The sequence below is a fragment of the Metabacillus dongyingensis genome, assembly GCF_019933155.2.
GTDB lineage: Bacteria > Bacillota > Bacilli > Bacillales > Bacillaceae > Bacillus_P > Bacillus_P dongyingensis.
The window spans coordinates 1124727-1147880 of the sequence record NZ_CP082944.1 but is presented as its reverse complement, the minus strand read 5'-3'; the positions used below and the strand labels follow the sequence as shown (position 1 = coordinate 1147880).

At 40.3% G+C, this 23154-nt stretch carries 15 protein-coding genes; 5 read left to right on the top strand and 10 right to left on the bottom strand.

What is annotated here, in order from left to right; all coding sequences use genetic code 11:
• Nucleotides 1–120: 120 nt before the first annotated feature.
• The 3 genes from K8L98_RS05650 to K8L98_RS05640 form a co-directional block, all read right to left on the bottom strand.
• A complete protein-coding gene (locus K8L98_RS05650; RefSeq protein ID WP_223440318.1) occupies nt 121–276 on the bottom strand; it encodes a hypothetical protein in 156 nt (51 codons plus the stop codon).
• A gap of 2 nt (nt 277–278) precedes the next feature.
• Complete coding sequence (locus K8L98_RS05645) at nt 279–4505, bottom strand: tetratricopeptide repeat protein (RefSeq protein WP_223440317.1); 4227 nt, start codon at nt 4503–4505, stop codon at nt 279–281.
• A gap of 144 nt (nt 4506–4649) precedes the next feature.
• Nucleotides 4650–5585, bottom strand: coding sequence for a nucleoside hydrolase (locus K8L98_RS05640; RefSeq protein WP_223440316.1), 936 nt, complete (start codon nt 5583–5585; stop codon nt 4650–4652).
• A 174-nt stretch (nt 5586–5759) separates the two neighbouring features.
• On the opposite strand from K8L98_RS05640, the gene K8L98_RS05635 reads away from it, so the two are divergent.
• Nucleotides 5760–8144: a penicillin acylase family protein gene (locus K8L98_RS05635; RefSeq protein WP_223440315.1), complete on the top strand. Its 2385-nt coding sequence runs from the start codon at nt 5760–5762 to the stop codon at nt 8142–8144.
• Between the two features lie 315 nt (nt 8145–8459).
• On the opposite strand, the gene K8L98_RS05630 is transcribed toward K8L98_RS05635, so the two are convergent.
• The 5 genes from K8L98_RS05630 to K8L98_RS05610 all read right to left on the bottom strand — a co-directional run bounded on the left by K8L98_RS05630 (nt 8460) and on the right by K8L98_RS05610 (nt 14987).
• Complete coding sequence (locus K8L98_RS05630) at nt 8460–9506, bottom strand: LacI family DNA-binding transcriptional regulator (protein WP_223443206.1); 1047 nt, start codon at nt 9504–9506, stop codon at nt 8460–8462.
• Nucleotides 9507–9667: 161 nt separating this feature from the next.
• Complete coding sequence (locus K8L98_RS05625) at nt 9668–11203, bottom strand: alpha-amylase family glycosyl hydrolase (RefSeq protein WP_223440313.1); 1536 nt, start codon at nt 11201–11203, stop codon at nt 9668–9670.
• A 122-nt stretch (nt 11204–11325) separates the two neighbouring features.
• A complete protein-coding gene (locus K8L98_RS05620; RefSeq protein WP_223443203.1) occupies nt 11326–12162 on the bottom strand; it encodes a sugar ABC transporter permease in 837 nt (278 codons plus the stop codon).
• Nucleotides 12162–13463 carry a carbohydrate ABC transporter permease gene (locus K8L98_RS05615; protein ID WP_223440310.1) on the bottom strand — a complete coding sequence of 434 codons (1302 nt, stop codon included), beginning with the start codon at nt 13461–13463 and terminating at the stop codon, nt 12162–12164. The genes K8L98_RS05620 and K8L98_RS05615 overlap by 1 nt, the downstream gene beginning before the upstream one ends.
• 219 nt (nt 13464–13682) lie before the next feature.
• Nucleotides 13683–14987, bottom strand: coding sequence for a sugar ABC transporter substrate-binding protein (locus tag K8L98_RS05610; RefSeq protein ID WP_223440309.1), 1305 nt, complete (start codon nt 14985–14987; stop codon nt 13683–13685).
• A 404-nt stretch (nt 14988–15391) separates the two neighbouring features.
• On the opposite strand from K8L98_RS05610, the gene K8L98_RS05605 reads away from it, so the two are divergent.
• Nucleotides 15392–17161, top strand: a complete 1770-nt coding sequence (locus tag K8L98_RS05605) for a glycoside hydrolase family 13 protein (protein ID WP_223440308.1) — start codon at nt 15392–15394, stop codon at nt 17159–17161.
• A gap of 244 nt (nt 17162–17405) precedes the next feature.
• Nucleotides 17406–18797 (top strand): amino acid permease, encoded by a 1392-nt coding sequence (locus tag K8L98_RS05600; protein WP_223440307.1) that lies wholly within the window; start codon nt 17406–17408, stop codon nt 18795–18797.
• 56 nt (nt 18798–18853) lie between these two features.
• On the opposite strand, the gene K8L98_RS05595 is transcribed toward K8L98_RS05600, so the two are convergent.
• Together K8L98_RS05595 and K8L98_RS05590 are read right to left on the bottom strand one after the other, a co-directional pair.
• The gene (locus K8L98_RS05595) at nt 18854–19174 is read right to left on the bottom strand and encodes a 2Fe-2S iron-sulfur cluster-binding protein (protein WP_223440305.1); all 321 of its coding nucleotides are present in this window, start codon (nt 19172–19174) and stop codon (nt 18854–18856) included.
• Between the two features lie 63 nt (nt 19175–19237).
• Nucleotides 19238–20101, bottom strand: a complete 864-nt coding sequence (locus K8L98_RS05590; RefSeq protein ID WP_223440304.1) for a helix-turn-helix transcriptional regulator — start codon at nt 20099–20101, stop codon at nt 19238–19240.
• A 125-nt stretch (nt 20102–20226) separates the two neighbouring features.
• Between K8L98_RS05590 and K8L98_RS05585 the strand changes: the two genes are divergently transcribed.
• Nucleotides 20227–21591: an MATE family efflux transporter gene (locus K8L98_RS05585; protein ID WP_223440303.1), complete on the top strand. Its 1365-nt coding sequence runs from the start codon at nt 20227–20229 to the stop codon at nt 21589–21591.
• Between the two features lie 255 nt (nt 21592–21846).
• Nucleotides 21847–23130, top strand: coding sequence for an ammonium transporter (locus K8L98_RS05580; protein WP_223440302.1), 1284 nt, complete (start codon nt 21847–21849; stop codon nt 23128–23130).
• The last annotated feature ends 24 nt before the right edge of the window (nt 23131–23154 follow it).

Below are 23154 nucleotides of genomic sequence, written 5' to 3'. Positions count from 1 at the left end.
ACCGTTTTGCTTACTTTTTCAAGTGTGGTCTTATGATTACAGGCAGCTGTTGCATTTCATGTTGCGGAGTTGGCACTGAAAGTCTGGCTGCAGCTAAAGGCAGTTCCAAAAGCCACAAGCTCATAAGCTTCCGGAATGCTGATTCAAGTAGCTGTTCACTTGAAATTCACAGTGAATATCAGGTGAATGAACTCTATAAATCTTCACAGCCTTATCTTTTCCATAAGAATATATAATGGCTGTAGAGCCTTCGCCGACAATGTCCATCTCATTCATTATTATCTCTTCAGAAGCGGATTCATTGGAAAATATCCCGCTTCCTTCAACGGTTCTAAATCTTCGTCTTCCTCTGCCATCTCAGTGAAAATAAATGTTTCATCAAGCTCGTATAGAGATTCAAGCTGCTCGCCAGATTCTTTGTATCTGCCCAAAGCTGAAAGATAACAAGCCCTGTTATATAAATTGATTAAATCCTCCGGCTCCATTGAAATAGCTTTCTCAACTGCTTCTAGTGCCGGTTTTAGTTTATTTTGATGTCTATAAATCAGGCCGAGCTGATTATAGTTGTCATGATCGTCTGGATTTACAGCGATTGCTTGCCGGATTGCCTCTTCTGCTTTGCTGTATTTATCTATAGCTTCATAGACTCTAGCCAGGTGAAAGTATCCTTTTTCCACAGCAGGCTCAATTTCTAATGCACGCATGAGAGCTTTTTCTGATTCTTCATATTCGCCAAGTTCAAGTAAAGCCATTCCAAGCAAAATGAGATAGTCTGGATCCTCGTTTTCTTCAAGCAGCGTTTCAATTAGGCTGCATGCTCCTGACAAATACTTAACTGCTTTTTTCTCTGGAACATTTTCAAATTCATTTACATAAAGAACAGCAAGCCTGGAGGCAACATCAGGCTCCCACTGATAGCGGAGCCACTGTTCCAGAATTTTAATGGCATCCTCTGCTAATCCTGCCTCTAAATGAAAATCGACGTACCACATAACGGCTGTTACATTTTCACGGTCATGCTTCATCGCCTCTTCATATAGTCCAATTACCATACCGAATTTCAGACTCATCTTTGAAAAATTCGTGAACCTCTTCAGCCATCCTTTTTGTTCTTCCATTTCTTCGCAGGCATCACGCATGGATTGCATTTGACGTTCATATGCAGCTGCTGCATTCATAAAGACTACGCTTTTCTCTTTATTGGAAAGCTTCATTTTTTTAATTTCAGTCTCAATTTTATGCATGGACTTTGTGCTCAGCATCAATTCAATCCATGTATCATAAAGAATTTTATTCTCTTTGTTTTCCATAAGCAGCGTGTGAAGCTGGGATTTTGCTTGTTTCGTTTTTCCCTGCTTTATCCAGAGTTTGACTTGATGATGCAGGATCTGGAATTGGGATGGCGCAAGTTCAAACGCTTTAATCAAGTTTTCTTCCTCTTCTTTCAGATTTCCAAGCTTTCCGTGTATATAGGCAAGAGTATCATAGAGGAAAGCTTTCTCAACTTTCACGCTCATCAGAAGAGCTTTAAACGCTTCAACTTCCTGCTCAGACTCCAGTACTCCAAGGACTGCTTCTGCAGAAATGCAATATGGATCGAGTTTAAATGCAGACATCAGGTATTCTTTTTCTGCTTCCCTGTCCTCTCTGGCATTTGCTATGGAAGCGAGATCCAGCATCGCCTGCTCATGTGCAGGATCAAGCGCGAGCACCCGTTTGTACTGTTTTTCTGCCTCAACAAAATTTTCTTGTTTTAAGGCGATCTCCCCAAGCCGGTAAAACGGAAGAACATCATCATTATTTAAGGAAATAGCCTGCTTTAAATACTGCTTTGCTTTATCCAAAAGACCCTGAGACTCATATAAACAGCCGATATAGCTGATAAGAAAAAATTCGTCTTTTTTTCCTTCTTTCAAGCTTTCTAAAAACTCCACCCCTCGGCGTGAATATGGCGTTTCAGACACCAGATCAACATAAATCTCAACGGCTTCCCCTATATTTGAATCTGCATATAAAACTCCTTTTTCTACATAAGAAAGTGCCAGGTCCATATATGAATCCTTTTCTTCCATTTCAACACTAGCAGCAAACATAAGCTTTCCGGCATTGATTAGAAATTCACTGTCCTTTTGAAATTGTTCAAAATCAAGGTGAATGGTCTTGAAAAATTGATCTGTTTTACCTTCGTCTTTATAAAGAGCTGCAAGGGAAATACGAGCATACACATCTTTCGGGTTCAGCTCAGCTGCCTGTTGATAGAATCGCCTTGCTTGATCAAATTCTCCGGCACGCTCAAATAAATCTCCCGCTTCATGGATCAGCATCTGTTTATCTTCAGCAGCTTTAATCCCCTGCTCAAGTATCTCTTTCGCTGCAGGAACATCCTCATATACAAATTCATAAAGCCCTGCAAGCTCTTTATATCCAAGCGGTGTTTCCGGCTCCAGTGCAATAGCAGTCTGAAATCCTCTCCTTGCAAGATGGTATCTGCCTAATTCTTTATCGCACAACGCCCGCTGAAACCATACATACCCGTCCTGCTTTTCTCTTTTCAAGAAAGTGTGGAAGAGGTTTCTCGCTTTTTCATGCTCGTTCATATCCATTAGAATAATTCCATGGTTGATTTGTGAAAACCCATCTTCCTCATTAATATCCATCGCAATCTCCGAATATCTCAAAGCTTCCTTTACACGGTCTCTATTTAGTTCAGTCAGAGCAAGATAGCCCCAAAGAATATGGTCATCCGGTTCAAATTTCAAGGCTTCAGTAAATGCCGTAAAAGCACTGTCATAGTCATCCTTGTTATAGCATAATCTGCCTTTTGCATACCAATAAGCAGCAAGGTTATGCCTAAAAGGAATTTGTTCCAAGTATTCCACTGCGCGGTCATTGTTTTTTACGCTGAAATACGCCATGGCTGCAGAGAGGCTGCGGTATTCTGACTCCTTCGAATGCTCAAAAACATGCTTTGCCGCTGCATCCAAAATCTCTTCTGCTACTAAATCAGGAAGATATTTAATGATATAGGCAGAGACAGCCATATTGTGAAGATTTTCTTTTAAAAAGGATTGTTCAGAATCACTCAGCTGCCCGTGAGAGATCTCGGTCAATGAAAAGAGTTTGATTGCTAATTCGTGTTCATTGTCAGACAAAACCTCCAATTTTGCAGTTTCATTTTCAGGAAGAATAGCTAATGACAAAGCTCCGTTGTTCCCATACTCCCGTTCAAGGTCCTCATACATCACTTCATGTGTGTCTCTGAGATTAGGATCCTGAACGTGGAAGACTTGTAAATTGTCATCGTAGCCCGCAAGAAATTGAACATGGGATGTCGTTGGAAAGTCGATATTAATCATAACAGCCGTATTTTGGTCAATCAGGGTTTTGAAAACGTCGGGATTTCCAAAAAAGTATTTGCCTGCAAACTCTTTTTCTTCAAAATACTCGATCATTTTGGAGAGTTTTGAACCTGAAACTGAATAAACAAAGTCTGCGATTTCATCCTGTTTATATGATTTGCTGTACATGCTGAAAATCATTTCGGCACATGCCGGGACACAATAATTATATTTTTGTACAACCGGCTTAAAGTTCAGCATTTTAGCAGCATCGTCCGTTCGGCCAGTAAAATTTTTATAATGGGATTCTTTTTTAAATTCACTATGCTCTGCCAAAAATGCTTGAAGTTTCTCAAATTCTTTCTGGTCATATAAGGAATCAGCCGTGTAATACTCTGCCATTCTTTTATATTCATGAAAAGGAGCCAGCTGATTTAAGTCTGAGATTGCTTTCTCCATCTCCGTCCAGCGCTTCTGTTTATAGCTAAGTCTAATTTTTTCAAGGATCAGTTTTGGATAGGCTGGATAAAGTAATAGTCCTTCTTCCAATAGAGTCTGTGACTTTCCGGCTTCGCCTTGAATGGCATAATGCTGAACAAGCAGCAAATAAGCGATCACACCATCTTTTTTATCTTTTGTACCTGCTTCTAAGTATGAAACAGCCTTGTCCCATTCTCCGGTCTGCAAATAAAAGTACGCCCAGCGTGTATCCATCGGATCACCTGCTGCAGATTCGCACTTCTTCAGATAAGCCTCGGCAGCCTTTAATCGCCGCATCCCAATAAGTGCACTTGCCATTGTAAAATAAAGCTTTTCCCTCAGTTCACCGGGTAGTTCCTGCTCTTCTAATTCCTTTAAAAGTTCTTCTGCCTCAATCAGCTTGTTCTCATCAATCAGCTGCTCGCAATACCATAGAGCCGTTTGAGGAGATTTTAATCTGCGGTAACTGTCTCTTATAATGATACCGCTTAGCTGGTCCATTAATGATGCATCTAAAACTTGAAGCAAGTATTTTAGTTGGCTTTCATCCAGGAATGACCGGATGAAACCGCGGAAACGCGTAAGCTTATTCTCCTCCGCGACTTCCCTGTATCCTTCTAAAAAGTGACGGATTGCAGCAGAATAGTCATGTTTTTTCAGCATTTCTTCTATGTATGAAATCTTCATTTTTACCCCTCGCCAGATTATTCAGAATGTAAATTTCTTCTCTTTAAATATACTTTGTTTTATATAGTTTGTAAGCCGTTTTTTTCTAATAAAAAAACCTGCACACCAAGTACAATATGCAGGTTATCAGAGCATACAATTTGCTTACCTAAGCGGTGAAGACATAACTTTAATAAAATCAGCCAGGAAGTCCTGATACTGAAAATTAAGGGCAATGGTATGCCTTGCACCTGGCTGCATCTGATTAGTGCGAAAATCAGCATAGCTGAGTCCTCTTGCCGTTTCTAAGACAGATACCTCTACATCTTTAGTAACAGAATAAATCTTGTCTTTATTCAGCATATAGTAAAGCGTAAACACGTCATGGATAGAGGCCCCTCTCCCTCCAGGCCTCAGTTTAGCATAAGCATCTGCATAATAGTTTGTTATGGACGGAATAAGCTCTTTGAAAGGATTTGAGGCTATTGAATAAATATAATTAGCAATTTCTCTTGTAACAATAGCTCGGTTGGTGACGTTTAAAGGTGTGATATAGACTTCGTTTGCATAGTCTAAGACAACATTAACTGCTATTGGATCTCCATAAAAATTTGCTTCTGCAAGAGGGGTTACATTTCCCGGTACAAAAAAAGCACCTCCCATTAAATAGATTTCTTTGATTTCTTTCATCAATTCAAGTTTTAAATTAAATGCATTAGACAGAGAGGTAGTTCTGCCGGTATCAACTATGGTGATATCTTTGTTTTGTTTAATGATATCGAAAATATAACTAAAATCCCTCACAACTACATTCAATCCCTTTGGAGGTCTAATCGGGCCCAGTCCTTCTTCTCCATGTATTTCAGGATAATAGACCGAAACCTCGCCGCTCAAAGGAAAGGTCGCCCCCTCTATCACTGGAATATCTTCTCTTCCTGCGAGCTTAAGCAGATATGCTGCGTTTTCCGTTGCCTGCTGTTTCGTTACATTTCCATAACTTGTAACAATGCCTAACAGCTCAATCTCGGGGCTTAATAAAGCATAGATAATAGCTAAAGAATCATCAATGCCGGGATCTGCAAACAGTAAAATCTTTTTCATTATGAATCCACCTATTTTCTATTGTCAGTTGGTTATATATATGGATTTAAAAAAGATTGAATGATACGTTTTCCTCCGAAAAAAGAGGATTAGTTCAAAATTTTTTTAGCATACAGGATTTTCACGAACAGAGTGTAATATATTCACTTAACTGATATTTGGAGTGTGAGAATCATGGAGGCAAAGGCTGAACGAAGATTTGAACCTAAGCGGCGAAGGAGTTTATGGATTGGACTTGGTGCACTTCTCTTTCTATTAATAAGTGCATTTATTTTTGTAAACCTTTTCATTGAGAAAAGTCTTCCCCAACTAAAGGGAGAAGTAATTGTAAGCGGAATGACCAATGCAGTTGAAGTAACCAGGGATAAAAATGGAGTTCCGCATATTACCGCGCAATCTGAAAAGGATTTATACATCGCGCAGGGATATGTACAGGCTCAGGATCGCCTCTTCCAGATGGATTTAAGCAGGAGACAGGCATCAGGAATGCTGAGTGAAGTGGTAGGCGCGGCCACTATTGATAAGGACAAGTTTTTCAGAACGCTGGGCTTAAGAAGGGCAGCTGAAGCTTCATATCCTGAGTATGATCAATCCTCCAGAGATGCTATGCAGTGGTTTGCAGACGGTGTAAATGTTTTTATGAAAGAAGCAAAAGCAGAAGGTACGCTGCCTCTTGAATTTAAACTGCTGAAATATGAGCCGGCAGAATGGACACCAATCGATTCACTTACAATCGGTAAATACATGGCTTTTGATTTAGGCGGTCACTGGTCCGGGCAGGCGTTTCGCTACTGGGCTTTAGGTACGTTTTCAAAAGAGAAAGCATATGACTTATTCCCTTCCTATCCAAAGGATGCACCTGAAATTCTGTCCGCTTATGAGGAAGTGGATATGAACTTGGAAAAAAGTTTTGCAAGTGCCGTTATTCCACCTGAATTTAACGGAAGCAACAACTGGGTTGTAAGCGGTGAAAAAAGCGAAAGCGGAAAGCCGCTGCTTGCAGATGATCCCCATCTTTCACTCGCCACACCGTCGATTTGGTATCAGATGCATCTGCAAAGTGACAGCATGAATGTCAGCGGCGTTGTCTTTGCCGGGGTCCCGGGAATTATTCTTGGACACAATGATCATATTGCCTGGGGGGTGACAAATACAGGACCAGATGTACAGGATTTATATATTGAAAAACGAAATCCGGTTAATCCGCACCAATTTTTATATAACAACAAATGGGAAGATGCGAAAGTGTTTAAAGAGCCAATTGCGGTTAAGGATGAAAAGACACTTGAATATGAGGTTATTGAAACAAGACACGGTCCGATTATGTCTGAATTTGCATTTGATAAAAAACAGAATACAGCACTCTCAATGAAATGGACAGCCCTTATGCCGTCAACAGAATTCCAGGCAGTGCTCTCAATGAACAAAGCTAAAGATTGGAACGAATTCGAACAGGCACTTGAAGATTTTCACGTTCCAACGCAAAATTTTGTTTTTGCCGGGGCAGACGGAACGATTGCCTATAAAGCCAACGGGAAAATTCCAATCAGGAAAAAAGGAGACGGCATGATTCCTGTACCGGGCTGGACAGATGAATATGAATGGGAAGGATTCATCCCCTATGACGAGCTTCCCCGTTCGGTCAATCCCGAAGAAGGGTTTGTTGCTACGGCAAACAATAAGGTGATTGATGATTCTTACCCTTACCATCTCAGTCATCATTGGGCCCAGCCTTATCGGTATATGAGGATAAAAGAGGTTTTAGAGAAAGAAGAAAAGTTCACTTTAAATGATATGAAAAAACTGCAGATGGATCAGCGGAATTTATATGCCGAAGAATTTTTGCCTTTTATTCTTGAAAGGATTAGAGCGGGTGATCTGAATAAGGCCGAAAAAGCTTCTGTGAATTTGCTTTCAAAATGGAATATGACAGATGATAAAGACTTGGCAGCTCCTCTTCTCTTTCACTTGCTGATGAAAGAAATTCCGCTCACCCTTTTTAAGGATGCTGTACCAAATGAAATGGATGACTTATTTGAAGGAAAACAGGGAATCGTTGATGAACTCCTTAGACGTGCATTTAACGGCGATGAATCTGAGTGGTTCTCAGATAAGGGCGGCCTTGATCAAGTATTGCTCACTTCTTTTGAGAATGTGGTAGTTTCTCTTAAAGAAGAATACGGGGATAACCCTAAGGCATGGAAATGGGGTGACTATCATCAGCTTTATTTCGGACACCCTCTCTCAAATGCCTCCCCAGTTTTAAAATGGCTGTTTAATCATGAGAAACCAGTGCCTGTCGGCGGCAGCCAAATTACGGTGGGCGCAGCAAATTACAATGAAGAGGGAATTGTGGACCACGGCGCTTCTTGGAGGTTTGTCATTGATGCAGCAGACCTCGCCAAAGGACATCACATTGTCGGACCGGGCCAGTCAGGTCATGTCAGAAGCAGCTGGTATCAGGATCAGCTTCAGGATTGGGTAAACGGTACTTATCATGTGACGGATATACAGCCTGAGCATGCGGGAGAGAAATTGACATTATTGCCGGAGAAATGACCGGAATGATAAGAGCAGACATCATGCCTTTGCATGCTGTCTGTTTTTATTCAGGATGTTAGCTTTGAAGATTTTTTTGTCGGCTGCGGCTGACGAATTTACTTCATTTCCTGCGAAATGTTCCATATTAATGATACAAAATGTTTATAAATGAGGGCTTGGATAAAAAATTACCGTCTTTGGCTAAATAATTCAACATTTCCGCTAATAAAAATTCACTTCCAACTAAATGCAGTTTGGGAATGATTGAAATTAGTTCCCGTCATCCGATAAAAGAAAAAAGCCGCCTGAAATTTTCCGGGCAGCCTCTAACCATTATTCCTGGTGCAGTTTTTTCTTTGAGTGATATTCTATACAGGATTGACGCTTCATCAATTTATGAGGAATGATAATCCGTTTTATCGGGTCCAGTGGATCTTCAACCAGCTGGATCACATGCTTGGCAGCTTCATAGCCTAATTGAAAAATATTAATATCCACAGTCGTAAGCGGCGGTCTTGAAACTTCTGACAGCATTACGTTATTAAACGATACAACAGAGACATCATTAGGAACATTGATGCCCATGTCATCAAGCATGTTCAGCACTCCGAGTGCCATCAGATCATCGGCTACGACAAGTGCAGTTGGCGGCTCATTCAATTTAAACAATTCCTGAACCGCAGCCTGTCCGCCTTCTTTAAGAAATTGAGCATGTACAATATAGTCATCGCGGTATTCCAAACCTGCATTGCGTATGGCCTTTTCATAGCCTAAAAGGCGTTCAACGGTTACCACCAGCTTGAGATTACCGCCAATAAATGCAACTCGTTCGTGTCCAAGTTCTATCAGATGTTCTGTTACTTCTTTTGCAGCCCGGTAATTATCGTTGTCTACGTGTGTGATTAACTCAACGTCCTTAAATGGTTTTCCAACGATTACAAACGGGAAATTTTTCAAAAGAAGATATTTAGTCAGTTTATCATCTACTTGTGAATATAAGAGAACAATGCCGTCGACCCGTTTTCCTTCAACCATCTGCACGACACCTTCCATAATTTCTGCATCGGTTTCACCAGTTGACATATGCAGGGCATAATGTTTCTGGTGGGCTCCTTTACTGATGCCGCGAATGACTTCTGGGAAGAAGGGATTTAAAAACGCTTTGTCAGCAGAACCTGGAATCACAATTCCAATTGCCTGAGTTGATTGATTTGCAAGACTTCTGGCAATGAAATTAGGATGATATCCAAGCTCAGTCATTGCTTCTCTTACTCTTTCTTTTGTTTTCTCACTTATACGCGGGTTATTAGCAATCACTCTCGAAACAGTTGATGGAGCTACATTTGCTAACCTTGCGACATCTTTTATTGTTGCCACAATCCCATCCCTCTCTTACTTTCAACTTGTTTGGAGCCGTTTTTTCTCCAAATTGAAAAGTCTAATTTAACATATTTTATTAAAATAGCCAATTTTGTAAACGCATTCAGTTTAAAGACTTTATAACCAAAGGGACTTAGATCATTCCCTTTGGAACACTTGCATTATGCTTGCTTCTTTCTTCTGTTCATATATAAGAATCCCGCAAATACTGCTGGAACTGCCACGAATACACTGATCAGCGGAAAGTTTGGGCCTGTTTTTTCCCCAACCTCAAAGATCTCAGCAGTTTCACGGTCGAGAATAAATTCATACTCTCCATTCTTTTCTTCCGTTATATCGCCTGTGAGCAACCCGAGCAATTCTTTATTTTCATCAAGAGCTTTTGCAGGGACAATAGCATTTCTTGATTCAGCGGAGTTATTTAGGGCAATAACAGTTACCTCGTTCTTATAGGATCTTTTAAGAATGGTCATTCCTTTTTCATCATATAAAACATCCAGGTCACCGCGTCTTAAAGATGGAAATTCAGAGCGGATTTTCCCAAGCTTTGACACATACTTGATGAGATCATCATTGGCACGGAAGTTCATCATCCGGCGATTGTCCGGATCATTGCCGCCATCCATCGCAATCTCTGTCCCATAATACACAATCGGCATACCAGGTGCAGAATACATGTACGTCAATGCCATTTTCAGCCGGGTAACCGGATTTTGATTATTTGTAATAGCTTTCCTTGTAAATCGTTCATTATCATGATTATCAATAAAATTTCCTAATAGATAAGGATCCTTATAAAGAACTTGATTGCGCTTAAACACGTTGGCAAGCATGCCTGTTGAGCCTCCTGCTTTTGAAAACACATTGGAAGCATCTTCATAAAAAGGATAATCAACCACAGAATCTAGTCCTGATTCCGTATAACCCGCTACGTAGCGCGGATCTTTATCCCATACCTCTCCCATCAGAAAGAAATCTTTCTTTACTGATTTTACTTCTTTTGAAAATTCCTCCCAAAAGGCTTTTGGTACATGACGAACAGTATCCAGGCGATATCCGTCGATGTCTGTCTCGGTAATCCACCATTTGGCAGCATCCATTAAATAGGCTTTCGTTTCAGGATTTTCGGTGTTTAAATCAGGCAATCCAAACAGCCAGCCATTTTCTACTTCCTCTTGATTTTGCCAGTTGGCAATGTCCTTTTTTTCATGGAACCAGTCATTCTTTTCCGGATCATTCAGCCATGGATGCTTATAGCCAGTATGATTGACGACAAAATCAAGCATGACCTTCAAATCTCGTTTATGCGCTTCTTTTACAAGCGTCTTAAAATCGTCAAGTGTTCCGAAGTTCTCATCAACGTTTTTAAAATCACGAATCCAATATCCGTGATATCCGCCTTCTTCATTATCAAAGACCGGAGTCAGCCAAATAGATGTGAACCCCATTTCCTGAATGTAATCCAGTTTATCGATAATTCCCTGGAGATCACCGCCATGATATGCCTTCGGATTTTTAGGATTTGCTTCAAAATCGTTGCTTGTATCTCCATTATTGAAACGGTCAATCATAATAAAATACATACTTTCATCTTGCCACGATCGTTCTTCCTTCTCTTGTGCCCGAACAGTGTTTACTGAAAAACCTGAGAGAAGGAAAAAAGGGATGATCAGTACTTGAAATATACGTTTATACATCCCTCAGCCCCCCTTACTGCGTAATAGCTGCCCCGTCTCCATTAGTGCGGATTCCAGACAGCTTTACGTATAAGACTATTAAACTATGTCTTTTATTTCAATATGAAATCGATTTCCGAATTTTACCCTTTATTCGCTCCGGCTGTCAATCCTTCAACAATGTACTTTTGGAAGATCAAGAACAGAATCGTTATTGGAACAGCTACTAAAACCGCTCCGGCTGCAAAAGTAGTAAATTGAGTGCTCGTTCTGCCTGTAACGAATTCAAATAGACCAACTGCAAGTGTTTTGTTCTCGTTTGAACGGAGAATCAGACGGGCAAAAATGAAGTCCATCCAAGGTCCGATAAAGTTATTAACAGCAATAAATACTAAGATAGGTTTTGACAATGGCATCATAATTTTAAAGAAAATCGTAGTATGACTGGCACCGTCCATTTTAGCTGCTTCTTCCAAACTTCTTGGAAGGCCGTCAAAGTACCCTTTTACAAGCCATGCTCCAAAAGGAATCGATCCGCCTGCATACACTAAGATAAGGCCCCAGTGATTGTCTAATAAGCCGATTTGAAGAAGTAAAATGTAAATCGCAATCATCCCCATGAAGCTCGGGAACATTTGCAGAACAAGCATCGCCATCAATCCCTGTTTGCGGCCCGGAAAACGGAAGCGCGAAAAAGCATATGCTGCAGTTACTACAAGGAATGTTGAAATCAGCATGTTAAAAAAGGCAATTTTGAACGTATTTTGATACCATGTCAGATATTTTGTTTCTTCAAACAAATAACGATAGTGATCAAGAGTTAATGCTTCAGGAATCAGTTTAGTTGCAAACAATGAATCTCCTGGATTTAATGATCCGATCAGGATGAAATAAACAGGATAAAGAACAAGAATCGCTGTTATGATTAAAATGGCGTATATAAAGCCAACGACGAGTTTATCAGTTAATTTTTTATTCATCATGACATCATATCCTCTTCCTTAAATGCTTTTGTTTTTCTGAAATTCCAGATAGAAAGAGTTGCTACTACGATAAAGATCAAGATCGATACAACAGAAGCGGTAGCAAATTGACTTTGTTCAAGCGTCATTTTGTAAATCCAGCTGATAAGGATATCCGTTGATCCCGCATAGCTGTAATTCACGTTAACAGGATTACCTTGAGTTAATAGGTAAATAATGTTGAAGTTATTGAAGTTGCCTGCAAAGCTCATGATTAGGAGCGGAGCTGTTGAGAACATAACGATCGGCATTGTAATCTTCCAGAACTTGCTCCAAGGCGTTGCCCCGTCAACATCTGCCGCTTCAAACATTTCTTTATCAATCGTAGTCATAACACCGCTCATAAGAACCATCCAGAACGGGAATCCAAACCACATGTTAACTGTTACAAGCGTTACTTTTGCCCACATCGGATCAGACAGCCATGGAATAGCCTCAAGTCCAAGTGCTTTTAAATATTGATTCAGCGGTCCAAATTCACCGTTGAAGATATTTCTCATGATTAAAATACTGACAAATTGAGGAATAGCCCATGGCAGAATATAGATGCTGCGCCATAAGCGCTTAAGCTTAATGCCTTTATGATTGATCAGTACAGCAAAGATCAACCCCAGGAAGAATGTAGTCGCTGTTGATAAAATCGCCCATACAACCGTCCAGCCAAAAACTCCGTAGAACGTTGTGCTCCATGTTTTTAATTGGAAAAGGTTTAAGAAAGTATCAAATCCTACCCAGTCAACCAAAGCCTTTGGCGGCAGATGATTTGGACCGGAATAGTTTGTGAATGCGATCATGACTCCAAATAACAGAGGAAGAATTGTTAAAAACATTGTAAATAGAATCGATGGTGTTAAAAGGATGTAAGGAAAACCGTTTTCCCATACATTAGTAAGTGTTTCTTTTGCTGTGTTTGGCTTAATGCCGCGCTCGCGCATTTTTCCTACTTTATATGCATCACGAATGTTTAAGTAGTAAACCCATAAGAAAAGCAGGAAGGATATTAAGAAAATAATTCCTTCGATCATTAAGAAAATGGAGTGATCACCTTGTACGACTGTAAATCCATTTCTTGATTGCGGAGTGTCGCCAAGTGTTGTTAAGCCCCACATTGCATATCTGAAAGGCAAAGACCAGAATACCAGAAGGTAAACTTCTAAAAGAATAAATAAAATTCCTTTAAGATATTGACGGTGGTAAATTTGTCCAAGCCCCATTAATAAAAATGATAGTAATGCACCTATTCTAGCTGGTCCGCGCATTATGTCAGGCCTCCTCACGTTGTTTGAAAGTAGTGTCACTTGAGAAAATTGATTTTGTTTTTTACCCCATTGTCCCTTTGCTGTCCCCATTTACGGGCAGTTAGCCTGCACCTCTTTTCCATGCATCCCATACGCATAGAGGTAGAGGCTGCTGCCTGCCAATAAAGGTTAATGTATAAAATTTGAGCCAATACCATAGGTATCGGCTCAAACTGACTATTACTTCGTTTGTGAAGAGATAGCATCTTCAATTTGCTGAAGTGCTGCGTCAAGTGCCTTTTTAGGTTCTGTGCCATCATTCCACATTGTTGTGTAAGCTGTCTCCATTGGACCCCATACAGATTGCATTTCAGGAATGTTAGGCATTGGAAGTGCTGATTCAGCCTGCTCTAAGAATGCTGAAGCGATTTCGTTGTTTTGGATAGCTTCGCTTTCAATTAATTCCGTTTGAGGAGGAAGCTGTCCTGTCATTTCAAAGCGTTTTTCAAGCATGTCTTTGCTTGTAGCGAATTGTGCTAACAAAGTAGCAGCTTTTGGATATTTAGAGTAAGAGTTTACATAGTAAGCTTTGATTCCAGAGAAACTTTTTGGAGTTTCGCCGTTGTCTAATTTAGGAAGCGGAGCAATACCGAAGTTGATGCCTGCTTCTTCATGGTTTTTAATATCCCATGGACCTGAGATGCGGTACATCAATTTATTATCGTTAAAGAAAGAACTGATTAAGTCACCAGTAATATCTTCTTTTTTCAATGGAAGAAGTTCTTTATTCATGCGCTGCATGAATTCACCTGAAGCAACAGCGCCTTCATTGTTAATCCCAAGATCAGATGCATCTGTGTTTTCGTTTCCGAAGATGTATCCGCCATATCCAGCGAAGAATGCATGTGCAAAGTAGAAGTTTGCAGGCTCCATCATGAAGCCGTATTTGCCGTCTCCAGCAAAGCCTTTAGATTGCTCGAAAATTTCGTCAAAAGTTTCTGCAGGCTTGTCTACTAAATCTTTGTTGTAGTAAAGTGCATAAGTTTCAATTGCCATCGGGAATCCGTAAAGAGTAGATTCGCCGCCTTCTTCAGTGTAAGAAGTACCGCTGATTGCAGCAGGCAGGAAGCTTTCTTTGTACTCATCTGCTAAAACGTTTTCATAAATAAGACCAGCTTTAACCATGTTTCCTACGTGGTCATGAGGTGCGTGGAATACGTCAGCACCAAGGCCAGCAGGTCCGTCAACTTCAAGCTTTCCAGCAGCGTCAACGTGGTTTACTTCTTGTACTTCAACAGGGATATCGTATTTCTTTGTGAATTCTTCTGCTACATAAGATGCCCATTCAGCTTCTGAATCCGCGTTATCCCAAAGGACTAATTCTGCCCCTTCTTCAGGTGTTAAATCTACTTTTTCTTCTGTCTTTTTGCCGCCCTCTTTGTCGCCGCCTTCTGTTTTTGCCGGCTCTTGGCTGCTAGGCTTGCTGCATGCAACCATAACAAACATCAACAAAGCAATGAGAGATAAAGATAAAATCTTTCTCATAATTTCCCCACCTTTTATTTTGTTGTAATCTATTTCATTGCACTTAGTGCCCGAAGGCAATGCGCACAACTGAAACCAAAGTCTCATAGTCCAATAGTGAAAACGCTTCCTATCATTCTCAAAAAAAAACTGAAATCAACTTGTGAGCACAGTCTGCAATCAGTTGTGCAAACGTTTTCCCTACTAACTAATTTTTATTTTAAGATTGCCAGAATTAAAAGTCAATATTTTTTTCTAAATATATGCAAACGTTTTCCCAATGTTTTATAATGGGTACATATTCTAAATTTTGGCTAATGCAGGTAATCAATAGAATAGGATGAAAGTCATGTTTTCTATTTTTGCGTGTCTCTGCTGAATTCGCCTTAATCCATCATTTTTATAAAGAAAAGAGAGTGAACATCTTGTTAAAAGAAGCCATCTACCACCGCCCTAAAAATCAGTTTGCCTATGCTTATGATGAAAAAACAATGCATCTCAGACTCCGCACAAAAAAGAATGACGCTGACGCTGTCAGTCTGATTCATGGCGATCCATATGAATGGAGCGAAAAAGGCTGGCAATTCAAACTGGATACGATGCATAAAAGCGGTTCGGACGAGCTGTTTGATTACTGGTTTGCAGCTGTTCAGCCCGAATACCGCCGGCTGCGGTACGGATTTCAGCTCTCTTCCGGAGAAGAAAAGCTCATTTATACAGAAAAAGGGTTTATGAATGAAATAACAACAGATGACACTGCTCCCTATTTTGCGTTTCCTTTTTTGAACAAGGCTGATGTCTTTAAAGCACCAGAATGGGTAAAGGATACAGTCTGGTATCAAATATTCCCCGAAAGATTTGCAAATGGAGATCCTTCTATTAATCCAGAAGAGACATTAGACTGGGGCAGCACGGAGCCGACGAGCGGCAATTTCTTTGGCGGAGACTTTGAAGGCGTTATCAAAAATATCGGTTATCTGAAAGAATTAGGCGTAAGCGGCCTTTATTTCACACCTGTTTTTAAAGCGTACTCCAATCATAAATATGACACAATCGACTACATGGAGCTCGATCCCCAATTTGGAGATAAAGAGACGTTCAAACGACTTGTTCAAACATGTCATGATAACGGAATTAAAATTATGCTTGATGCGGTTTTCAATCACAGCGGCTATTACTTCCCTCAATTTCAGGACGTGCTCGAACATGGAAAGGATTCCAAGTATAAGGATTGGTTCCATATTCATCAGTTCCCGCTGAAAAATGAAGATCATACATTAAACTATGATGCATTTGCTTTTGTAGAGAGCATGCCCAAACTGAATACTGAACATCCTGAAGTGAAGGAATACTTGCTTGAGGTTGGCCGTTACTGGGTTCGCGAATTTGACATTGACGGCTGGAGACTTGATGTTGCAAATGAAGTGGATCATCAGTTCTGGCGAGAATTCAGACAGGCGGTACGCGCTGAAAAAGAAGATGTTTATATCTTAGGAGAAATCTGGCACGATTCGATGCCCTGGCTCTTAGGCGATCAGTTTGATGCTGTAATGAATTATCCGTTTACTACGGGCACAATGAATTTTATTGCCAATGATAAAGTACGGGCTCAGGAATTCGTAAATATTATGGAAAGCGTGCTTCACTCTTATCCGAAAAACGTCAATGAAGTAGCTTTCAATTTACTTGGCAGCCATGATACTCCGCGCATCTTAAATACAGCAAAGCACTCCAAAGCGAAACTTAAGCTGCTTTTTGCCTATCAATTAAGCTTTATCGGCTCTCCTTGTATTTATTACGGTGACGAAATCGGCATGGACGGAGAACAGGATCCGGGCTGCCGCAAATGCATGATCTGGGATGAGGAGAAGCAGGATCGTGAGCTTTTCAATTATGTGAAAAAACTGATTGGCCTCCGCAAGCAATATCCTGTATTCGGAAACGGCGGAGATATTACATTTATTGAAGCAAACGATGAAACCAATCATGTCATTTTCACGAAACAAAACGAAGCGCAAAAAATGATTTCAGTCCTTAATAATTCTGAAACAGAGTTAACAGCAGCTCTTCCTTTTGATTTAAAGGATAAAAAATTAATCGACTTAATGACAGGCAAAGAATATGCCGCACATGCAAAAAAACTGACTGTTGACGTTCAGCCTTACGAAATGGCATTTTTCTTAATTGAAGATTAATGGATAACTGGTAAGAATCATCATGATTTTTACCAGTTTTTCTTTCCCTATAGAATTACTAGACTTTATTAAGCAGATTTTACTATATTAATATATTTGATTTTCATCGATTCTTTTGCTATGATTTTATCATTCATCAGCTTTATGGAGTAATGCTTTTCAATAACCATTATGTTTTATTTTTTCAATAACTTTTGAAAGCGTTCACATTCATCTGCAGTTTTAACAATAGGAGGATTAAAAAATGAGTAAACACAACCAAGAACTTCAGCGTGGTCTTGAACCAAGACATATCTCACTAATGTCTTTGGGAGCTGCTATCGGAGTAGGTCTGTTTTACGGTTCTGCAAAGGCGATTCAAATGGCAGGCCCAGGGATTCTGCTTGCGTATGCATTTAGCGGAATGATCATGTTCTTTATTATGAGAGCACTAGGCGAGATGGCCGTGCATAATCCTGTAGCTGGTTCATTCAGCAGATATGCCAGGAACTATCTGGGACCGCTCGCAGGATACATTACCGGGTGGAACTACTGGTTCTTATGGGTGATTACATGTATGGCTGAAATCACTGCTGTCGGCATCTATATGGAATTCTGGTATCCTGATGTGCCAAGATGGATCTGGGCTCTGGCTGCTCTTGCCATTATGACAACGGTCAATTTTCTGGCTGTAAAGTTTTTCGGTGAACTCGAATTCTGGTTTGCTATGATTAAAATAGTCGCAATCATTTTTATGATCATTGTTGGATTTGGAATGATTTTGTTCGGATTCGGTAACGGCGGTGTCGCGACAGGCATCAGCAACTTATGGGAAAATGGAGGATTCTTCCCTAACGGCTTTACAGGTGTCCTGATGTCCCTCCAAATGGTTATGTTTGCTTATCTTGGCATTGAACTCATTGGAGTTACTGCAGGAGAAGTAAAAAATCCAGAAAAAACGTTAACAAAAGCAATCGATACTGTTTTTTGGAGAATTCTCATTTTCTACGTAGGCGCACTGTTTGTTATTATGTCCATTTATCCTTGGGATCAAATTGGAACACAGGGAAGTCCATTCGTTTTAACCTTTGAAAAAATCGGGATACCTGCAGCAGCAGGCATTATTAACTTCGTTGTTTTAACTGCTGCATTATCATCTTGTAATGGAGGAATCTTCAGTACTGGACGGATGCTGTTTAATCTAGCTGAACAGGGCGAAGCTCCAAAATCTTTTGAAAAACTCACAAAAGGCGGCGTTCCTGGTTTTGCTATTATGGCAACTGGAGGAGCATTACTGATTGGTGTTGTATTAAACTATCTTGTTCCTGAGAAGGTATTTATGTATGTAACAAGCATCTCAACATTCGGTGCAATTTGGACATGGTCAATGATTCTGCTTTCTCAGCTGAAGTTCCGTAAATCACTGAAACCAGGTGAATCGAAGAAGTTAAAATACAAACTGCCGCTATATCCTTTCACCTCATACCTTTCACTTGCATTTCTTGTATTGGTGGTTGGGCTTATGGCATTTTTCCCTGATACGAGAATTGCCTTAATTGTAGGACCTGCATGGATCCTGCTTCTTGTAGGGATTTATTACGGCAAAGGGTATCACAAGAAAAACGATAAAACATATGCCGATCATAAAATTAGTTAACTGTTCAGGAAAGAAGGCAGGCTGTTAATCAGCCTGCCTTCTTTCCATCCAATCAATCACTCTTCGGGACGCGGCCCGGCATCAATGCCTCTGCTTTCAACGGTCATAATCGGCCTGCAGGTTACATCGCCATTTACACGGATTTGACACGATAAACGCAAATGGTCTTCAACGCCTTTTTCTGCAAAGGCGTTTTTTTCTACATTCGTTAAATCCTCAAAATCACCGTCAAGAATTTCGACTCGGCAGGATGTGCATTTTGCTTTCCCGCCGCAGCGGTGAAGAATGTCAATTCCGTTATCCTCAAGGGCTAAAACGAGCTTTCTTCCCATTTCTGTCTCAAACGAGCCTTTCCCAGGAACATGTATTGTCGGCATTGTATCTCCTCCATTTTAAAGTAGTACCATCCTCACCTATTATCCGTCAATTTAATCAAAATTTCATTTCTTTCTTGAAACAATTTTGCGGTACTCAAGCGGGGATACACCTTCAAGACGTTTGAATATTTTAGTGAAATAAGCAGCGTCAGGGATTCCCACTTCTTTTGCAATCGATGAAATTTTGTGATCCGCAGTCGACAGCAGCCGCTTAGCCTGCTCCATCCGGTAGTGGGTCAAGTATTGAATTGGCGTCAGCCCCATCGTTTTCTGCATGCACCGGGTGATGTAATCCGGATGAAAATGCAGCTCTCTCGCAAAATCCTCCATTTTGATCTCTTCCATATAATTCTTTCTTAGAAACCTTAGAGTTTCCTCCACTACTTTTTCGGCAGCACTCGGTATTTGCAGAGACTCCTTTTGCAAATGAAGAATCAATTCTTCAAAGTAGATCTGCTGTCTTAAAGGATAATCAGGGGTCTGATGATTCATGCTGACCAAATTATCAAACAGCTTTTCTACAAAGTCTATATGTATGCATTCCCCAAAAGCAGGAATCTTAAAATGAAATTTAGATGGTTCCACGAAATCCCCGTCGACGGTTTGCACATCTGCCCAGTTTTCATTTCCTTTATCATAAAGAGAAAATGGGCCCTCCATTTTGAAATGAGTCCAGTAAACTCTAGTATCCTCCCTGCAGGCTTTATGGCCATAATGCTCAAACCCCGGTATCAATATAAGATATTGTCCCTCTTTTATTATAAATGGCTGTTCATTTTCAGTTATATAAAGCTCTCCCGACTGAACATAAAGCATATCAAAAACGGTAAATACTCGTTTAAAGTGTTTCGTTCCTTTTTTAAATATGGCATCTCCTCCTGTAATAAAAGTAGGAAACGGAGGAATATCAAAACCAATGTAAGTCATGCTGTTCTCCCTTTTGTCAGGTCGTATTTTTCCAAGAATGATCGAAATCATCTCTTTTTATTATATAAGATCCTATGTAAACTAGTAATGATTTTATAAGTGTTTTTCAGAAGGGAGTGCCCTGCTTGCCTCAAAAAATAAAAGATCGAAAATTGACATTATTCGCTCTTACTTGGCCTATATTCATTGAATTATTTTTACATATGCTGATGGGAAGCGCCGATACCATCATGCTTAGTCAATACTCAGATCATTCTGTTGCAGCTGTCGGAGTTGCTAACCAGATCTTGAATGTACTGATTGTCATGTTTGGTTTTATTGCAACTGGCACCATTGTTCTAATCACTCAAAATATAGGTGCAAATAACAATAAAAGTGCGCTTGAGATTTCTCAAATTTCGATTGCAGCCAATTTGATTCTCGGCATTGCGGTAGGATTGATTGTGATCATTTTCAGCGAATCCATGCTGAAAATGATGAATCTTCCTGCAGACTTGCTGCCAGAAGCTAACTATTATCTTCGCTTAGTAGGCGGGTTATGCTTCATTCAGGCCTTGATTATGACGATCGGTGCCGTTTTAAAAAGCTACGGCTTCACAAAAGACACGATGTACATTACAATCGGCATGAATATTCTGCATATCTTTGGAAATTATATTTTTATCTACGGGCCTTTTGGACTGCCGGTTCTTGGTGTTGAAGGTGTTGCATTTTCAACTGTTGCTTCTAGATTCATCGGACTGATCGTCATTTCTTATCTTCTTGTAAAACGAATTTCATTTGAACAAAAATTTCGGCAAGTTTTCAAACTCCCCGTATCACATCTTAAAAATCTGCTTAAAATCGGCGTTCCTTCAGCTGGTGAACATTTGTCATACAATGGATCGCAGATTGTCATAACCATTTTTATTACAATGATTGGAGCTGAAGCGTTAACAACAAAGGTTTATGCTCAAAATTTAATGATGTTCATTTTTCTTTTCAGCTTAGCCATCAGTCAGGGAAATCAGATTCTTATCGGGCAAATGGCAGGCGCCCGGGAGTATGACAGAGCCTATAAACGATGTATCAATACACTTTATTGGGCGATTGGAATGTCCACTGCAATTGCTGTTGTATTCAGTATTTCCACTGATTTCTTATTCGGAATCTTTACAAGCAATCCGGAAATTCTGCAAATTGGCGCGACCATTCTGCTGCTGACGGTTATTCTTGAACCAGGCAGGGCATTTAATCTTGTGATTATCAGCGCTTTAAGGGCAACAGGAGATGTCAAATTTCCTGTCTATATGGGAATTCTGTCGATGTGGGGAATAAGCGTTCCGCTCGCATACCTTTTGGGAATACATTTTGAATTAGGCCTTGCAGGAATCTGGGTGGCTTTTATAGCTGATGAATGGCTTCGGGGCATCCTGATGTTAATTCGATGGAGATCAAAAGTATGGGTGAATAAAGGATTTATTTTACAATCACAAAAAGCAGTATCATAAACCTGACTTAATCAGTCAGGTTTTTTTATGTTAGAAAAATTAACAGGAAACGAAATCGCTTCATTTATTTATAGTCTTTTCTCCCTATATTTTTTATTTAAATTTTCAGAAAAATACTTGATTTCTGCATATTCATGGCATATGATAATAAACATAACAACAAGTGTTATATTACCTAACATCACTTTGAATCATCTCTCTGTCTTTGGTCTTATTTATTTCTTGTTCACCATTTTGAAAGAAGGAGCGTGTTTTATGGATGCTTTAGTGTTAATGGACAATTTGTGGGTAATTATTGGAGGAATATTGGTTCTGCTTATGCAAGGCGGCTTCATTTTACTTGAAGCGGGTTCTACCCGGATGAAAAACGCAGGCCACATTGCCGGCAAAACCATTTTCACAATCGGAATTGCATCTCTTGTCTTCTGGGCAGTCGGCTATGGATTTATTTATGGGGATGGCAATAAATTCATCGGTCTATCTAGTTTCTTTTATGGAGATGCAGCACCTGCACAGGACGGATTAACGACTTCGGTTGATTTCTTTTTTCAGCTGGCATTCGCAGCAATTGCATTGACAATTGCCTTCGGAGGCTTTGCAGAGCGTGCTAAATTATCAGCTTACGTAATCTTCGCAGTTCTATTTTCAGCCCTGGTTTATCCTGTTGTCGCACACTGGATTTGGGGAGCAGGCTGGCTGAAGGATTTAGGCAAACAGGACTTTGCAGGCTCTACTGTTGTTCATTTAACTGGCGCAATGGCAGCTCTTGCAGCTACAATCGTCCTTAAACCAAGGCTCGGGAAATACGGGAAAGACGGAACAACGAATCAATTATCCGGCCACAATCAAGTGTATACAGCATTAGGAGTTCTGATCCTTTGGGTTGGATGGTTTGGTTTTAACGCAGGAAGCACATTTGGCGTGTCAGACGGATTCTTTGGCTATGTAGCATTAAACACTCAGCTAGCCGCTGCTGCAGGTGCAGTTGCTGCAATGATTGTTGTTCGAATGATGACAGGAAAAGCGGATATTCCAACAACCTTGAATGGCGCACTGGCAGGTCTTGTAGCTATTACAGCATCCTGTGCATTTGTTGCTCCTTGGGCAGCTGTTGTAATTGGATTAATCGGCGGGGTCATTGTCTATTTCAGCATGAAGCTATTTGATAAAGCTAAAATTGATGATCCGATTTTCGCCCTGTCTGTTCATGGTGCTGCCGGAATCTGGGGAACATTATCGACCGGCTTCTTTGCAACTCCGGAACTTGCAGAACGAAACGGCGGTTTAGCAGGATTATTCTACGGCGGAGGTTTCACTCAGCTTGGTGTTCAAGCGATTGGAATCGTATCATGCGCTGCTTACGCATTTGTCATCTCCTACGTCATTTTAAAAGTGATGAAACAAGTTATGGGCACAATCCGCGTAACGGAAGAAGAAGAAATGATCGGACTCGATATGAGTGAACATGGCAGCTACGGCTATCCTGAATCATTTGCAGCTGTTGAAGAAAGCAATTCAGGTAAAAAGACTACGGCTTGAAAGAAAAGGAGAATAATTTTAGGA

Excerpts from the sequence above, each read along its gene's own strand:
- K8L98_RS05620 (WP_223443203.1), bottom strand. The coding sequence starts at position 12,162 with ATGAATAAAAAATTAACTGATAAACTCGTCGTTGGCTTTATATACGCC.
- K8L98_RS05615 (WP_223440310.1), bottom strand. The coding sequence starts at position 13,463 with ATGCGCGGACCAGCTAGAATAGGTGCATTACTATCATTTTTATTAATG.
- K8L98_RS05610 (WP_223440309.1), bottom strand. The coding sequence starts at position 14,987 with ATGAGAAAGATTTTATCTTTATCTCTCATTGCTTTGTTGATGTTTGTT.
- K8L98_RS05600 (WP_223440307.1), top strand. The coding sequence starts at position 17,406 with ATGAGTAAACACAACCAAGAACTTCAGCGTGGTCTTGAACCAAGACAT.
- K8L98_RS05580 (WP_223440302.1), top strand. The coding sequence starts at position 21,847 with ATGGATGCTTTAGTGTTAATGGACAATTTGTGGGTAATTATTGGAGGA.
- K8L98_RS05635 (WP_223440315.1), top strand. The coding sequence starts at position 5,760 with ATGGAGGCAAAGGCTGAACGAAGATTTGAACCTAAGCGGCGAAGGAGT.
- K8L98_RS05645 (WP_223440317.1), bottom strand. The coding sequence starts at position 4,505 with ATGAAGATTTCATACATAGAAGAAATGCTGAAAAAACATGACTATTCT.
- K8L98_RS05590 (WP_223440304.1), bottom strand. The coding sequence starts at position 20,101 with ATGACTTACATTGGTTTTGATATTCCTCCGTTTCCTACTTTTATTACA.
- K8L98_RS05650 (WP_223440318.1), bottom strand. The coding sequence starts at position 276 with ATGAATGAGATGGACATTGTCGGCGAAGGCTCTACAGCCATTATATAT.
- K8L98_RS05625 (WP_223440313.1), bottom strand. The coding sequence starts at position 11,203 with ATGTATAAACGTATATTTCAAGTACTGATCATCCCTTTTTTCCTTCTC.
- K8L98_RS05640 (WP_223440316.1), bottom strand. The coding sequence starts at position 5,585 with ATGAAAAAGATTTTACTGTTTGCAGATCCCGGCATTGATGATTCTTTA.
- K8L98_RS05595 (WP_223440305.1), bottom strand. The coding sequence starts at position 19,174 with ATGCCGACAATACATGTTCCTGGGAAAGGCTCGTTTGAGACAGAAATG.